We start from the raw sequence: 15684 nt of genomic DNA, 5'->3' as shown, positions 1-15684 counted from the left end.
ACTTTGGTGAAACAATTAGCATTTCAATCTTAGACATACTTATAGTAATTACAGCTATTGTAATTACCACAATGGTGTTAAAAATCTTATTCAGAATTCTCGCCAGGAATTTACCTAAAGCTGATAAGGCAAAATTCAATGTTGTTTATGGGTATTTTAGATGGCTCATTTACCTTATTATTCTACTTATTACATTGCATTCCGTAGGCGTTAATGTAACGGCTATTTTTGCGGCGTCAGCGGCACTACTCATTGGCGTTGGTTTGGCATTACAGACCTTATTTCAGGATATAATTTCTGGAGTATTTATACTCATAGATCAAACGGTTCATGTGGGAGATATTATTGAATTGGATGGGAAAATAGGTCGCGTTGAGGAAATTAAACTAAGAACTACAAGAGCAGTAACCATAGATAATAAAGTGCTGGTAATTCCAAATCATTTGTATTTAACAAATTCGCTGTACAATTGGACACAAAACGGAACGTTAACACGTGAGAGTGTCTCTGTTGGAGTGGCTTACGGTAGCGATGTGCAATTGGTTAAGAAACTTTTATTGCAAGCGGCAAGTTCACATCCTGATGTCATCGCAATTCCAGAACCAGCTGTTTTATTTATGGACTTTGGGGATAGTTCCTTAAACTTCAGGTTAATATTTACACTTAATGACAGTTTTATGGCTACCTTTCCAAAGAGTGACATTAGATTTGAAATCGATAGATTATTTAGGGAGAATAATATTACTATTCCATTCCCGCAACGCGATGTTCATATCATTGAAAAAAAATAAAAATGATTTCACGCTTTTCTAAAGGTTATACAGTTTTAGCAATTTTTGCTATATGCTGTATCCATTCTGTTAAAGCGCAGCTTACCGATTTAGCACGTATTGAATATTCTTTTATACCAAGTAGCAGATCCGAAGATCAGTATACCAGGTTAAGAGCGATTTTGAATTATCCCATAAAAATAAAGGATAAAGACTATTTGGTCGTAGGTGGTGAGTACAATAGGATTATTCTTAATCTGGAAGAAGATTATCCGTTTAATGTTAATCAATTAAATCGTTTGCATATTATTGATTTAAACTTGGGTTATACCTTTAAATGTAAAAATAATTGGCGACTTGCTCTCAATATTAATCCTAGAATTGCTTCTACTCTTACAAATTCAATAACTTCGGAGGATTTATTTTTAAATGGTGGTATTTTTGCCGTTAAGGATAGAACTGATGCTACTGATATAAAAAGACCATATCGTTTGGTTTTAGGATTGACCTACAATACAACTGCAGGTTTACCTATTCCATTGCCATTTGTGAGTTATTTTAGGCAACTAAATGAAAATTGGTCCTTTAATCTTGGAGTGCCAAAGTCTAACTTGAAATATGTGTTTAACAAAAAGATTAATGTTCAGGCATTCACAGCTTTGGATGGCTATTTTGCTAATATTCAAGAGCCCATATTAGTAAATAATAGAGAGGTCGATCATATATCGCTTTCTGTTGCTGTTGGAGGACTTGGTTATGAATATTCTTTTACACAACATTTAGTGGCCTATTGCTATTTAGGATATACCTTTAGACTGAATAATGTTTTACGTAATTCAGATAGGGATGAGATATTTGCATTGGATAATTTAAACGCCTTTTATTTAAGAACCGGACTAAAATTTAAAATATAGACATGTCGAAAATATTAATAATTGAAGATGAAGCTGCAATCCGCAGAGTATTAGTAAAAATACTATCTGAAGAAAATGATACGTATCAGGTAGAAGAAGCTGAGGATGGTTTAGTAGGAATTGATAAAATCAAAAAAGATGATTTTGATTTGGTACTGTGCGATATTAAGATGCCAAAAATGGATGGTGTAGAAGTGCTAGAAGCCGCAAAAAAACTAAAGCCAGAAATACCTATGGTTATGATTTCTGGCCATGGGGATTTAGATACGGCAGTAAATACTATGCGTTTGGGAGCGTTTGACTATATATCCAAACCACCAGATTTGAATCGCTTATTAAATACCGTGCGTATCGCTTTAGATAGAAAGGAGCTGGTTGTAGAGAATAAAATGCTTAAAAAGAAAGTAAGCAAAAACTATGAAATGATTGGTGAGAGTGCTGCTATAGCACGCATTAAGGATATGATTGATAAAGTGGCTCCAACGGATGCTCGTGTTTTAATAACCGGACCAAATGGTACAGGTAAGGAATTAGTTGCACATTGGTTACACCAAAAAAGCGATCGCTCCAAAGGACCAATGGTAGAAGTGAATTGTGCAGCAATACCAAGTGAACTCATAGAAAGTGAATTATTTGGTCACGTTAAAGGGGCATTTACTTCTGCCAATAAAGATAGAGCAGGTAAATTTGAGGCAGCAAGTGGAGGTACTATTTTCTTGGATGAAATAGGCGATATGAGTCTATCGGCACAAGCAAAAGTTCTTAGGGCTTTGCAAGAAAGCCGTATTCAACGTGTGGGTAGTGATAAGGATATTAAAGTAAATGTTAGGGTTATAGCGGCAACGAACAAAGACTTAAAGAAGGAAATTGAAGAGGGTAATTTTAGAGAAGACTTGTATCACAGACTAGCCGTAATTCTTATCGAAGTGCCTCCTCTAAACGATAGAAGGGAAGACATTCCGTTATTAGTGAATTATTTTGCAAGTAAAATTTCTCAAGAGCAAGGAAATACCCCAAAAACATTTTCAGCTAAGGCTATTAAATTACTTCAAAATTATGATTGGACAGGCAACATACGCGAGCTTAGGAATGTAGTTGAGCGTCTAATCATTTTAGGTGGAAAAGAGGTAAGTGAAGCCGATGTCAATGCCTTTGCTTCAAAATAAAAGTATACTTATGAGTTAAAAGATAGACTGATTCCTGTTTGAATATCTGGATTGTTGTTTACCCTTAACCCTTACTGAATATCAATATAGCAACTGTCATCTTCGTAGAGGAATACATAAATGTTCATTATATTTAGGGATATAATAAAAGTATGAAAGATATTTCCATTGACGATTTTAGAATCACGTCCAAAATTAACATCAAAGATTTACCCACACAATTAGATTTAAAAGCTGATAAAAAAGAATTGAAGGAGGCCTTAAGGGAGGTTAGTGAAGCTCTGGCAGAGATTCAAAATACCATGTATGCGCACGGCAAATATTCTGTTTTGTTTTGTATTCAAGGTATGGATACAGCCGGTAAGGATAGTTTGATTCGAGAGGTATTTAAAGAATTCAATGTCAGAGGTATCGTGGCACACAGTTTTAAAAAACCAACTGCACTCGAACTAAAACACGATTACTTATGGAGACATTACATAGCCTTACCAGCTAGGGGAAAATTCGGTATTTTCAATAGAACGCATTACGAAAATGTCTTGGTAACTCGAGTACACCCAAACTATTTGATGTATGAAAATATGCCAGACATTACATCTGTTGATGATGTCAATGATACCTTTTGGGATAAGCGGTTTAGGGAAATAAATGCCTTCGAAAAGCATATTGCGGAAAACGGGACTATCATTTTCAAGTTCTTTTTAAATCTTTCTAAAGGCGAACAAAAATACAGATTGTTAAGGCGCCTTAATAGACCAGATAAGAATTGGAAGTTCTCTGCCGATGATCTCAAGGAACGTAAGCTTTGGGATAAATATCAGGCATGTTACGAAGACGTTTTAAATAGAAGCTCAAAACCTCATGCACCTTGGTTTAATATTCCAGCAGATGATAAACCAACCGCCAGATATATTGTGGCAAGAATTTTATATGATACTTTAAAAACCTATAAGGACATTAAAGAACCAGAACTTCCGGCAAAGGAAAAAGCCAATATAGACGTATATAAACAACAATTGGAAAATGAATAGAGCACTTAATTCAGTTTTAAGAATTGTATTAGTTTTCGGTCTTATGCTTTCAATGAATTTGAAAGCGCAGTCCGATGCAGCTACTTTAAAAACTATCTACGAAACTTCTTTGACAAATGGGATGAGCTATCGGTGGTTAGATTATCTAACGAATACCATTGGAGGTCGTTTATCGGGCTCTACTAATGCAGAGCTTGCTGTACAGTACACTAAACGGGAACTTGAAAAGCTCGGATTAGACAAAGTATGGTTGCAACCAGTTATGGTTCCTAAATGGGTCAGAGGGGAAAAGGAGATGGGCTATTTTGAAACCAAGGGTGAACTCAATAAAGTGAATATATGTGCTTTAGGAGGTTCCATAGCGACACCTGAAGGCGGGTTAAAAGCCAAGGTAATAGAAGTAAAAACCTATAAAGAACTCGTAAATTTAGGAGAAGAAAACATAAAAGGTAAAATAGTATTTATAAATAGATCTTGGGCACAAGAACTTGTCAATACATTTCAAGCATATGGTGGTTGCGCTGCCGAACGCTACAAAGGAGCGTCAGTGGCGGCTAAATATGGAGCGGTTGGCACAATAGTTCGCTCTTTGAGTTCTCGGCAGGATGATTATCCACATACAGGCAGCATGAGTTATGGTGAATTGCCTTTGGAGGAACGTATTCCTTCGGCAGCAATTAGTACCAATGATGCTGTGAAACTAAGTGAGGCCTTAAAAATAGATAAAGACTTGGAGTTTTATCTTAAAATGAGTTGCCAACAATTTGACGATGTATTGTCTTATAATGTTATTGGAGAAATTACAGGTAATACGTTTCCTAATGAATATATTGTTGTTGGAGGCCATTTGGATTCTTGGGATTTAGGTGATGGTGCACACGATGATGGTGCAGGAGTGGTTCAGTCTATGGACGTTTTACGCCTTTTAAAAGAAAGTGGTATCAGACCTAAACGAAGCATTAGAGTGGTATTGTTTATGAATGAAGAAAATGGCTTACGTGGTGGACGGAAGTATGCTGAAGTAGCTAAGGAAAAAGGGGAGAGACATGTTTTTGCTTTAGAAAGTGATGCAGGTGGTTTTACACCAAGAGGGTTTAGTTTTCATTGCAGTGATTTAATGTTTTCAAAAATTGAAGCTTGGGAACCTCTATTTAAACCTTATCTCATTCATTATTTTGAAAAAGGTGGCAGTGGTGCTGATATAGGTCCTTTAAAAAATGATGACATTGTATTAGCAGGTTTACGACCAGATTCACAAAGGTATTTTGATCATCACCATGCTGCTAATGATACTTTTGAATATGTCAATAAACGTGAGCTCGAATTAGGGGCTGCAACTATGACTTCATTAGTATTTTTAATAGATAAGTATGGCATAGAGACTATTACAGATGAAAAGGAAATCAAGGATTAACTTAAATTCAATGAGAAGAACACTGTTTGTATTATTAAATTTGTTTGTGGCTTTCAGTTTCGGACAAGAAAACGAACTACCCTATTACGAAGTACCGGACTATCCAGAAGAGTTTACGGCAGGAACTATGGCAGCACGAATGGTAGATGCTTTGGGTTTTAGGTTTTATTGGGCTACAGATAGTTTAACGCCAAAGGATTTAGCTTACAAGGCTAATGAAGAAGGTCGTTCCACAGAAGAAACCATTAAGCACATCTATGATTTGTCTAAAATCATTGTCAATTCAACTCTAAAGCAGTCTAACTCTAGGGCAAATGAGGATTTGTCTTATATAGAATTGAGAGCTAAAATCTTAAATAATCTGAAAACTGCAGCAGATATTTTAAGAGATAGCGACGATATTTCACAATATAAAATCATTTTTGGTGATCAAGAAATCCCATTCTGGAATCAAATAAATGGTCCTATTGCTGATGCTATATGGCATTGTGGTCAAATTGTAATATATAGACGCACTACAGGGAATCCAATAAATCCAAATGTCAATCAGTTTACAGGAAAGGTTAAGAGTTAAGTGTGATAATTAAAAACTCTATATTAGTTGTATTGGTTTTTGGGTTTTCTCAATATCTATTTGGCCAATTGGAACTTAAAATTGAGCTTCAGGATAGTATAACCACAGAGCCAATTTCTTTTGCAACTATTAGATTTGATGGCACAAACAGAGGGTTAATTGCGGATTACAACGGCCAATTTAGATTGCCTATCAAAACAGCTAAAGGCTTATCTTTTTTGGTGATTACATCTATTGGGTACAAAGTATTAAAAATAGATCCCAAAAAGTTGCTTGCCGATGAATTAAATATACTTAAGATGATGCCTCAGACAGAAGCCTTAGATGCTGTTATCTTAAATTCTAAAAAACCTAGGTTTTCCCTTGATGAAGTAAAGAAAAATAAGCAGCTACTTGCCAGTGATATTGTGAGGAGAGCAGTATATGCGATTCCTGTTAATTTAGATTATAAACCACATTCTTATATTGGTTATTATAGAGATTATCAAATTATCGATGGTAACTATTATAACTTAAATGAAGGGATATTAGAACAATATGATGGAGGGATTAATTCAAAAAAGGTCCAAGATTCAATAAATCAATCCGTTTTTTACTCCTTTAAGACAAACAGAAATTTTGATATTAACGAATACTATACCAAGGCTTACAACGATTCTACAAAGTATATACAAAATGCCAAGATATTGCCTTACGGTGGTAATGAACTAACGCTTTTAAATGTGCATGACGCCATCAGAAATCACGATATCAGTTCGTTTTCTTTTGTATATAAAATTAAAAGAGAATTTTTATACAATCATAATTTTATGAAGGGAGATGTTCGCTTCATTGACGATGAACCAGTCATTAATATTATTTTAGAAAGTAAAAAAAGTAAGATAGGTCAGACACATAAAGTAAATGGGGTTATAACAATCTCGCTACAGGATTTCTCTATACATAATTTTACATACACGGTCTACGATTCTAACCTATTTAACCCTTTATTCAATATTGAAACCGAATATCGAAGACAAGATGGTGAGATGTATTTAAATTACATTACGTTTAACAACCGATTTGTAATCACAGAAGGTGAGGTTTTTAAAGAATCTAAAGTTATTTATAACAAACCCCAAAATAGATTTTATATTGATTTTGATACGGATTTGGATGTAAAAACGGTGCAAAGACGAGATTTCAAAATTAGATATAATGGGAAACGTGTAGTTATAAAAAAGTTAGAGGTCGTAAATCCAAAACGAATCAGTTTACAAGTCGCTGAGTTTGATGAAAGCCTTATGGAAATTACTTCTGAGGAAATGACAGGTGTTAAATTTACCATCAAAAATATTAGTGATATTGACGGTCGAATGATTTACGAACCTCAAAAGAAAATTGGATATCAGTTTAGGGAGTTTTTTGTCCAAGAAGTTATCCCTGGGAAAAGTTTAGAGGATGGGTTACAATATATTCCAAAAAATCAAACCTTAATGTCGGCACCTATTAATGAAAATAGTGAAATGGATGTCTATATTATAAACTCTCCTCTAATGCAAAGGCGTATGAGAAAAAAGAACAATTAACATATTAAGTTTTGTACAACTAAATTTAATTATCATAATAGGTTTTTAAACCTTTTTTACAATTCAATTTTTTCTTTTATAGTATTTGCCTTGCTTAAGCTTCTTTCGTTTTTGCCCTTTAAAATAGAAAGGAATGGAGATACCACCAGATTTATACATTACCAAATGCAAATGCGGAGTGGTAGTAAATCCTGTCATACCAGATATTGCAATGGGTTGCCCAACCTTTACCTTATCACCTACATTGACTATGGCGCCTTCAAAATCCAAGTGTACATAATGCATCATTGTACCATCCTTATGAAGTATTAAAACTTTGTTTCCTTTGTCCACACACTTCCTGGTTTTACAATATTCATTAGAATCTTCTTTTATAAAGAATACGATTCCGTCCCTTGCTGCTGTAATTGTATCACCTACTTTCATTCCGAAGTCAACAGCATACCTAGAATGTGGTTTATTGTGAGAGAACTTTCCACCAAAGGTCTGTATAATTTTATATTTCTTGCCTTTAGGATATGGTAGCGTATAGCGATATGTTTCATTTACAATACTGTTCGGATTCCCAAAATTTCCTTTAAAATTTATATATAACTTAGAATCTATAATTGAGGTGTCTTTTACTCGGTTTAACGGAATAACCAAAGCATTTTTTAAGGTGTCTCTATGCTTGAGTACAGCATAAGGGTTGACTTTTACAAATGATTTTGTAGAATCCAAAGGAGAAAGAGTTAATTCTAAAGGCGCATAAAATGGGTTGATATAATTTAAATACACAGAGTCTTTGGTTATATGCTTATGGGTTTTGAGGCTTTGTCCAAAGCTTAGTCCGATAGAGAGACTTATAACTAGTACAATTAATAACCTTTTGTTAAGCATCATAGTATGAATTTTAATTACATTTATAAATAAATATTTAAATAAAAATGGGTTTAGGGTTCCTTAAACAAATTCATCCGGTGCTACCTGTTAAGAACGTACCAAAAGCAGTGGAATTTTATGTCAATAAGTTAGGCTTTGAGTTAGCCTTTACAGATACGACTAGCGATAATGGATATGCAGGTGTGTCTAGGGATGCGATTGAAATTCATTTACAATGGCATGATGAGAAAGAGTGGGCTGTCGGTTTGGGTCGTCCAATGCTTAGAATATATGTTGAGCATATTTTGCCACTGTTTGAAGAATACAAAACCAAGGGTGTGTTTCATGACCAGACATCTTTAAGAAAAACGGCATGGGGAACAGAAGAGTTTGCCTTCTATGATTTATATGGTAATGGTTTAACGTTTTATAGAGATATTTAGTTGAGATGTCAAATTATTTTTGTATATATAAGGAATAACCTACAAATAATGAATTTGAAGCTAAAGTGTTTACTATTTGTCTTAATCTCATCTTTGAATGTAGTTTGCATTGCACAGTCTGAATCAGAGATTATTTGTCGTGTTATTGATAGCGAATCAAAATTCCCTGTGCCTTATGCCACCATACAAATTGAGAATACCGGTAAAGGTACAATCGCAAATGTAGATGGGGATTTTAGAGTTCCAGCAAAATTCAAAGCCGAAAAGAAGAAGATTCTCATAAGTAGCATTGGCTATGAGACTGTCATTATAGAACTTGAGACGCTTAGTTTAGAGGTATTAAATGTTATTGAGATAAAGACCAAAATCGAAGAGCTAGAGGAGATTGTAATTAAGTCTACTAAGCCTACAAAGCGTTATAACATTTCACCCTATAGTATTGTTAAAAAAGCCATAAATAAAATCCCTGATAATTATCCCACTACTAAATTTTCTAAAATAGGTTATTACCGCGATTATCAAATTGTAAATGACAGATACTATAACCTAAATGAAGCTATTGTCGAGACTTTTGATGCAGGTTTTCAAACAGATGTTATAATGGATGAGTATAATCAAAATGCATTGTATAGCTATAAAGAGAATTCAGAGTTTCTTAGGGACTCCGATCTGCTAAGGCCTTACGATGGCAAACGTAAGTTTATTAATAACACAAATCTTTCTTCTCAAGGCGGTAATGAATTAGGGATTTTGAATATTCACGATCCAATTAGAAATTTTGAGCAACTTGGTTTTTCCTTTGTTTATGTATTTAAGAAAAAGTTTTTAGACAATCATGAATTTACTGATATCAAAAAAGTATACCTCAATGACGACATCCTTTATGAAATAACGTTCAAAGCAAAGCAATCGTTAACCAAAGCTAGCCACAAAGCCTCAGGTAAGATATATATAGGTCAATCAGATTATGCCATACATAAATTTACTTACAAAGTGTATGAGATTACATTACCGTCTCCATTATTTGAGGTAGAAATTGAGTACAAAAAGAAAAATGACTTAATGTATCTTAATTATATTACCTTCAATAACCAATTTACTATAGATGAGGCTTATCGATTCGATGTTTTGAATATAGAATATGATAGAGTCGAGCAAGCCTTTTTTGTGAAATTCAATAGAGAGGTTGATGCAACCACTTTAGATAAAAGGGACTTTAAATTTAAGTTCAACAGAAAAAAAATGATGGTAAAAAATGTAGAACTTACAGATTCTATTACGGCTAAGATAGGGATTGCGGACTGGTCACTTCCTGGTGTCGATGAGAATACTGATATGTCCCAGTTTACCTATAAGATTAAGAATATATATGATGTTACAAACCGAAAACTCTATGAGTCACCAAAAATTGTTGGTTTTCAATTCCGTGAGTTTTTTGTGCAAGAGGTGTTTGAAACTAAAGCGCAGACCGAAAACATTATCTTTATAAACAAGTACAGGCCTCTGTCTGAAGCGCATATAAATGAACTAGGTCTAGCTAAAAATTACTGGCTCAATACACCTTTAAAGCAAACAAGATAAATCAGTCTTTAGATAATCGATTGTCTATTTCATGAATCAGTTCAACAGCATTGTCTTTATGAACCTTAATAAAACTCGCGTGATTCTGACTCGCAAGAATAAAGTTTGAAGCCACTCTATTCTGATAATCAACGGATTCACCAAAATATACTTTCATTTCTTCGGTGAAAGGGCTGTGCATTTAATAGACAAGCCATAAATACAATGGTAGTAATATGTAATCTGATTCTGCCTATTACTAGCTTTTTAATTAAAGTTTTAAATGTTAATATTTTGGTTGAATCTTTCCCTTTTTATAAATTTGATAGAAAGAATAAAATTATAAATATGAAAAAAGCAGCTATCCTCCCCATAATTTTTTTTGGAATAGTGATTTATGTAACGATGACTTCTTTTAAAGTAAATAATTCTTCGGATTCTTATTTAGATATGAGTAGCTATTCTGGAAAAGATTTGTTTCAAAAATTTTTGCTAAGTGATTATAATTTAACAAATGAGCAAAATGAAATTATCTTAGAACATTTTAGTGATAAAAATGACTATTACCATAACTTTAAGATTGATATCATGGTGAACAATAAATATATAATCCAAGAAACGTTATTAAAATATGACAATGAATTAAAATTAGTTTACAACAATCTAAATTTTAAGAGACCTGATTTACCAGCTGAGGGTGGTGTCGTATGGATAAGGCCACAAGATATACCGCCGCCACCTCCTACAAAACCTGAATCTGATCTACCACCAGCCGAAATAAATCCTGATGACCCCGATAATTTATTATCTTCTTCTTTCACAAATATTATGAGTTTAGAAGAAAAAGTCAATGTTATTTATAATAGTCTATAGCATATGTGATAGAATTTCAATTTTTAATTTGGTTTGAAAATTTTAAATAATTTAAAAAAAGAGTCTTTTAACTTAAGTCTCTTTTTTTTTACGAATCTTTTTTTGTTCTGCATTATAATTTTTTATGCGGCTATTTCTACCGTTGCACCTAAGCCCTTAAAGGTGACAAATATCAGTTTAAATTTTAAATCAAAAATTCATCAAGGATGGTCCTTTTTTACAAATCAAAGATCCAATGAGAATTATTATGTTTATAATCTCAAACTAGATAAGTTTGACCTTAAAATCTCTAGTAAATCAAATGATTATGGTTTTACGAGAAAATCCAGGGTCATAAAGTCCGAACTTTTAGATATTATATCTAATCTTGAAGATAGCTTATGGACATTACAGTATTATAAAGAATGTGTAAATCCAAAAAAAAACTGGAAAAAAGTAAGTATTACTAATGAGTATTTATTGAATTATTTAGATGAGAGTATAATTATAGAAAAAAGGAGTATTGTGCCTTGGGAATGGAGAAATGATAGTTGTATAGAGTTAAAATCCAAATTTGTTCTTGTAAATTTCTCTAATTTTAATTTAAATGAATAGCCTAATAGAACAATTCACAAGAGGCAACTTTAAGACTAGGACTATTGGTTATACAAGAACATTATTAGCACTTAGTACACTCATTTCAATATTATTTAATGACTTAGATATAATTTTTAAAAAGCAGATTTATTTTTTAAATCTATTTGATCTCTTTAATAATTACACAATTAGTAAAATAGTTAGTTTAATTTTCCTTTTTATTACAATTATTGGTTATTTACCCAAACTAATGTGCATACTGCATTTTTGGGTCGCGAACAGTTTCTTTGAAAAAATTGTATATGCTGAGGGTGGTGATCAAATAAATCTTATCATCACTTTTTTATTAATACCAATATTATTAAATGATAGCAGAAAATGGCATTGGAAAAATGATGTTATTTTACGAAAACAGACTTTAGCAAAAAAATATTTTAATGTTACAAATAATTTTGTTTACCTATTGATCAGAGTCCAGGTTGCAACAATTTATTTTATTTCATGTATTTCAAAACCTTATAAGGTTGAAGAATGGAAAGATGGCACCGCCTTATATTATTGGTTTAATAACTCATTTTATGGTTATTCAGGATTCATTAAAAATATGCTTGCACCCTTGATAGATGTGCCGATAGTTTTACTTTTATTAACGTGGGGTGTGCTTATTCTCGAACTAGGTTTAGCTTCTTGTTTATTTCTGCCCTACAAGTACAGAAAGTATTTTTTAGTACCAGGTTTAATTTTCCATTTAATGATTTTTTTAATACATGGATTGGCAAGTTTTTCTATTACCATGTCGGCCGCTTTAATATTGTATATTGGGCTGGAAAGTTTAGGAACAAAAAATAAACAATCAAAAATCAGTTCTTTTTTTACCGTTAAATAATGACGATAAATAATTAGTATGTTTAATCGATTTGGGTAAAAAGGGATTTAGAATATTTTCAAGTTTTTAAGCAAGACTTGTTTTCTTATTTGGATTTGTTTCTAATTATAAAATATAGAATGAAACAGTTATAGTTAATCTTAGTTTTCGTCCTTATTCTTTTGCTTCATTTGGATATATTTAGATACTAAGCGAACTCCCAATCTAGCGAAAAGGATAACAGCAATGACCATTACAATGTCAAAACCATTCATTATTCCTTAATTACCCTAATCCCAACATAAGTGCTTTCAATTGGGCTAGTAGTGCTCTTGTCAAAATAGTCATAGGCACTATAACCATAGGTTCCATTTTCATGATGCTCTGCAACATTGCCACCAATATCATATATTACGGCATCACCAATTTTTGAAGATTTATATTTACCAACTTCAGTCAACAAGTAAGGCTTAGTAATTAGAAGCTTTTCTTTTAATTTCTCATAATCACTTGGTACCAGATTATAACCAGCCCAGTAATTGAGGACATTTTCTTTCGATGCGATTTTTTGCGCTGATTTATGAAAAGCTTTACCTTCTTTTGTAGACGGTAATCTATAAGCATCTCCCGTTAACTGAGATAGCCAGTTCGTATAATTTTTAGCCTCTTTCAAAGAAACCACAACAGGATGGTTATCCTTGCCTGCTTCGTATAGATGCTCATTTTTATAGGCTTTAAACTGAGCATTGGTCACTTCAAACCTTCCTATGGAAATAGAATCCTTTTTAATAGCAATGGTTTCAGGAATAAGTGAATTTTTATACAATTCCCCATATAAACCATTTGTTTTCTTTACGGATTGAAGCTTTATGATATGATCTAAAGGACTCCCTTTTTTAAATGCTTCATTATCCGTTTTTGGCTTGTTGAGTAAATAGGTCTCAATCCAAGTTATTTCCTCCTTCATTTTACGTAATTGGTGCGTTATCTTTCCTAAGCCATGTGGTTGTCCAGGAAACCAGAGAAAGCGAACAGGTGCTTCACCAACTTGCTGTAATCCTCTATAGTATTCCCACCCTTGATCTCTTGGGACTGCTCTATCCTCACTACCGTGAAATATGATGGTTGGGGTTTTAATTTTTTCAATTTCAAACAAAGGGGATTTTAATATATAATTCTCATTGTATGTTTTTCCGTCTACATCATCCCAAGGTGCACCACCAAAATAATGCTGATCAAAACTTACTCCAAATCTGCATGTACCATAATCCGAAGTCCAATTAACATCTCCGGCTCCTGGTGCAGCGACTTTGAACATATTTGGATAGCGTACAGTTAGCATAGTCGTAATTATTGCACCATTAGACCAACCCATAGTCCCAAGTTGGTTCTTGTCCACTTTACCTTCATTGTGTAATACTTCAATACCCTTGATAATATCTTCCATTTCTGGCTCATAATAGTTTTCCTTAATACTCTCTACGTAGGAGAGTCCGTGATTAGAAGAACCGTGATAATTAGGCTTTAAAACAAACATACCGCGTTGGGCTAATAGGTTTGGATAAGTACTCCAACGCTCTGACCATGAATCTAAATCGGCACCAGCTGGGCCGCCATGGATGGAAAGCATCAAAGGATAACGTTGACCTTCTTTATAGTTTTCAGGATAGTATAATATACCTGTAACCTCTTCGTCTTTATAACCTTTCCAAATCATCACCTCACTTCTGGTGATGGCTTTCTTTGAGAGCTTTTGGTTTAGTCTTATTAATTCACTTTCATTTGAGAACTTGTGTTCCTTTAAGTCTGAAATATGAAAACTTGGTAACCGAGACGCAGTAGAATAGTTATAAATAACTTTAGATCCATCAGTGGAAACCGAACTTATGGACACATGGTCATTTTTATCTCCTAAATCGACTTTCTTTTTAGCCCAAGTATTTCCATTCTTTTTATAGTAGGCTAGACGTCTCGTTGCTTTATTTGCTAAAGAAACGATAACATCATTTCCGACAACATAATAACCACCTGCATGTCCTAAATCCCAATCTAAATTAACTTTAGTATGAGCCATGGATTTTAAATCAAAGTAATAGAGCTCATTAATTCCAGCACCATTGTATTTTGGGTTGGAACCATATGTTGAAGAAAAATAAAACCCGTTGTTATCGTTGGTAAACCTGAAACCATAAGTAGGATAACCAAAACCTGTAAGGATTCTTGTTGTGTTTCCTGTCTCTAGATTTTTTAAATACTGGTAAGGATCACGTTGCGCATCGGATGCATAACTGATATTACGTTGTACACCATAAATCAGCCATTTACCATCTTTGGATATTGTGTAACCAGCTAATGGTTTTTTATTAGAGGTAAGTCTTTTGGTGGTCTTGTCTTTGATGTTATATGCATAAACATGATTGGGTTTCCAGTGCAAGGAGTCTTCAACTACGACTACATTGTCTTTTTTTTCTTCATTGGTTGTCTCATATAAAGTTTTGCCATCATTGGATTGAAACAAAAGTGTTTGTTCGTCTTTCCATTGAAGATTAGAAATACCGTTCTTAAATTCTTTAACCTTCTTAGCTTCACCACCATATATACTCAGTTTCCATAATTTTTTGCCTTTATCTCTAGAAGATAAGAAATAGATATATTCACCATCTTTAGAAAAGATAGGGCTGTAGTCATTGTCGTTTCCATTGGTCAGTTGAACGGTTTTATAAGTGTCTTCTTTTTTGAGATTTAACCGTGTTAAATAAATATCCGAAACAAAGCGGTCCTTATCTTTAACTCCTTTTCGTTTTGTCCAGACCACCATTGAGTTATCCGATGAGATGGAAACTGACCTCACATATTCTGTATTAATGATATCTTCTGGTGTCCAACGCGAGGGATCCTCAGTATTTTGGGCATTCACGCAAAAACTACTGGTTAAAAAAACTAGAATAAAAACGACTAATAACTTATTCATACCTTATTAAAATTGATTATTATATTTTGAGCGCTAAAGTTACAAATAACTTAAAAGTCTCTTGTCCATGTTATTGATTTTATAGCTCATATGTTTAG

At 33.4% G+C, this 15684-nt stretch carries 15 protein-coding genes; 12 read left to right on the top strand and 3 right to left on the bottom strand.

Translation table 11 applies throughout. From position 1 onward, the window contains the following. The 7 genes from Q0992_RS13710 to Q0992_RS13680 form a co-directional block, all read left to right on the top strand. The coding region (locus Q0992_RS13710) for a mechanosensitive ion channel domain-containing protein (RefSeq protein WP_299525508.1) at positions 1 to 791 on the top strand (791 nt) is incomplete at its 5' end. 2 nt (positions 792 to 793) lie between these two features. Then, positions 794 to 1684, top strand: coding sequence for a DUF6268 family outer membrane beta-barrel protein (locus tag Q0992_RS13705; RefSeq protein ID WP_299525505.1), 891 nt, complete (start codon positions 794 to 796; stop codon positions 1682 to 1684). A 2-nt stretch (positions 1685 to 1686) separates the two neighbouring features. After that, the gene (locus tag Q0992_RS13700; protein WP_299525495.1) at positions 1687 to 2850 is read left to right on the top strand and encodes a sigma-54 dependent transcriptional regulator; all 1164 of its coding nucleotides are present in this window, start codon (positions 1687 to 1689) and stop codon (positions 2848 to 2850) included. A 152-nt stretch (positions 2851 to 3002) separates the two neighbouring features. Further along, positions 3003 to 3881: a PPK2 family polyphosphate kinase gene (locus tag Q0992_RS13695; protein WP_299525491.1), complete on the top strand. Its 879-nt coding sequence runs from the start codon at positions 3003 to 3005 to the stop codon at positions 3879 to 3881. Further along, positions 3874 to 5295 carry a M20/M25/M40 family metallo-hydrolase gene (locus Q0992_RS13690; protein WP_299525488.1) on the top strand — a complete coding sequence of 474 codons (1422 nt, stop codon included), beginning with the start codon at positions 3874 to 3876 and terminating at the stop codon, positions 5293 to 5295. The genes Q0992_RS13695 and Q0992_RS13690 overlap by 8 nt, the downstream gene beginning before the upstream one ends. Before the next feature lie 10 nt (positions 5296 to 5305). Further along, a complete protein-coding gene (locus Q0992_RS13685) occupies positions 5306 to 5869 on the top strand; it encodes a hypothetical protein (RefSeq protein WP_299525485.1) in 564 nt (187 codons plus the stop codon). 2 nt (positions 5870 to 5871) lie between these two features. Beyond that, entirely contained in the window at positions 5872 to 7437 is a 1566-nt protein-coding gene (locus Q0992_RS13680) for a hypothetical protein (RefSeq protein WP_299525482.1), read from the top strand. A gap of 63 nt (positions 7438 to 7500) precedes the next feature. Here the strand turns inward: Q0992_RS13680 and Q0992_RS13675 are convergent, their stop codons facing one another. Continuing rightward, complete coding sequence (locus Q0992_RS13675) at positions 7501 to 8319, bottom strand: M23 family metallopeptidase (RefSeq protein WP_299525479.1); 819 nt, start codon at positions 8317 to 8319, stop codon at positions 7501 to 7503. A gap of 44 nt (positions 8320 to 8363) precedes the next feature. Between Q0992_RS13675 and Q0992_RS13670 the strand changes: the two genes are divergently transcribed. Then, positions 8364 to 8741 (top strand): glyoxalase superfamily protein, encoded by a 378-nt coding sequence (locus Q0992_RS13670; RefSeq protein ID WP_299525476.1) that lies wholly within the window; start codon positions 8364 to 8366, stop codon positions 8739 to 8741. A 48-nt stretch (positions 8742 to 8789) separates the two neighbouring features. Continuing rightward, positions 8790 to 10322 (top strand): carboxypeptidase-like regulatory domain-containing protein, encoded by a 1533-nt coding sequence (locus tag Q0992_RS13665; RefSeq protein ID WP_299525473.1) that lies wholly within the window; start codon positions 8790 to 8792, stop codon positions 10320 to 10322. 1 nt (position 10323) lies between these two features. Here Q0992_RS13665 and Q0992_RS13660 read toward each other — a convergent pair whose 3' ends face one another. Continuing rightward, positions 10324 to 10479 (bottom strand): hypothetical protein, encoded by a 156-nt coding sequence (locus Q0992_RS13660; protein WP_299525470.1) that lies wholly within the window; start codon positions 10477 to 10479, stop codon positions 10324 to 10326. Between the two features lie 170 nt (positions 10480 to 10649). Here Q0992_RS13660 and Q0992_RS13655 point away from each other — a divergent pair, with 170 nt between their 5' ends. From Q0992_RS13655 to Q0992_RS13645, 3 genes are all read left to right on the top strand, one after another. Continuing rightward, complete coding sequence (locus Q0992_RS13655) at positions 10650 to 11174, top strand: hypothetical protein (RefSeq protein ID WP_299525467.1); 525 nt, start codon at positions 10650 to 10652, stop codon at positions 11172 to 11174. Positions 11175 to 11276: 102 nt separating this feature from the next. Continuing rightward, positions 11277 to 11768 (top strand): SdpA family antimicrobial peptide system protein, encoded by a 492-nt coding sequence (locus tag Q0992_RS13650; protein ID WP_299525464.1) that lies wholly within the window; start codon positions 11277 to 11279, stop codon positions 11766 to 11768. Then, positions 11761 to 12636 carry a hypothetical protein gene (locus Q0992_RS13645; protein WP_299525462.1) on the top strand — a complete coding sequence of 292 codons (876 nt, stop codon included), beginning with the start codon at positions 11761 to 11763 and terminating at the stop codon, positions 12634 to 12636. Before Q0992_RS13650 ends, Q0992_RS13645 begins: the two co-directional genes overlap by 8 nt. A gap of 253 nt (positions 12637 to 12889) precedes the next feature. Here Q0992_RS13645 and Q0992_RS13640 read toward each other — a convergent pair whose 3' ends face one another. After that, positions 12890 to 15586: a prolyl oligopeptidase family serine peptidase gene (locus Q0992_RS13640; protein WP_299525459.1), complete on the bottom strand. Its 2697-nt coding sequence runs from the start codon at positions 15584 to 15586 to the stop codon at positions 12890 to 12892. Positions 15587 to 15684 lie beyond the last annotated feature (98 nt).

The sequence above is a fragment of the Winogradskyella sp. genome (assembly GCF_028289625.1).
In the GTDB taxonomy this organism is placed as follows: Bacteria; Bacteroidota; Bacteroidia; order Flavobacteriales; family Flavobacteriaceae; genus Winogradskyella.
Note: the sequence above shows the minus strand (reverse complement) of the source record. Positions and strands in the feature narration are given on the sequence as shown.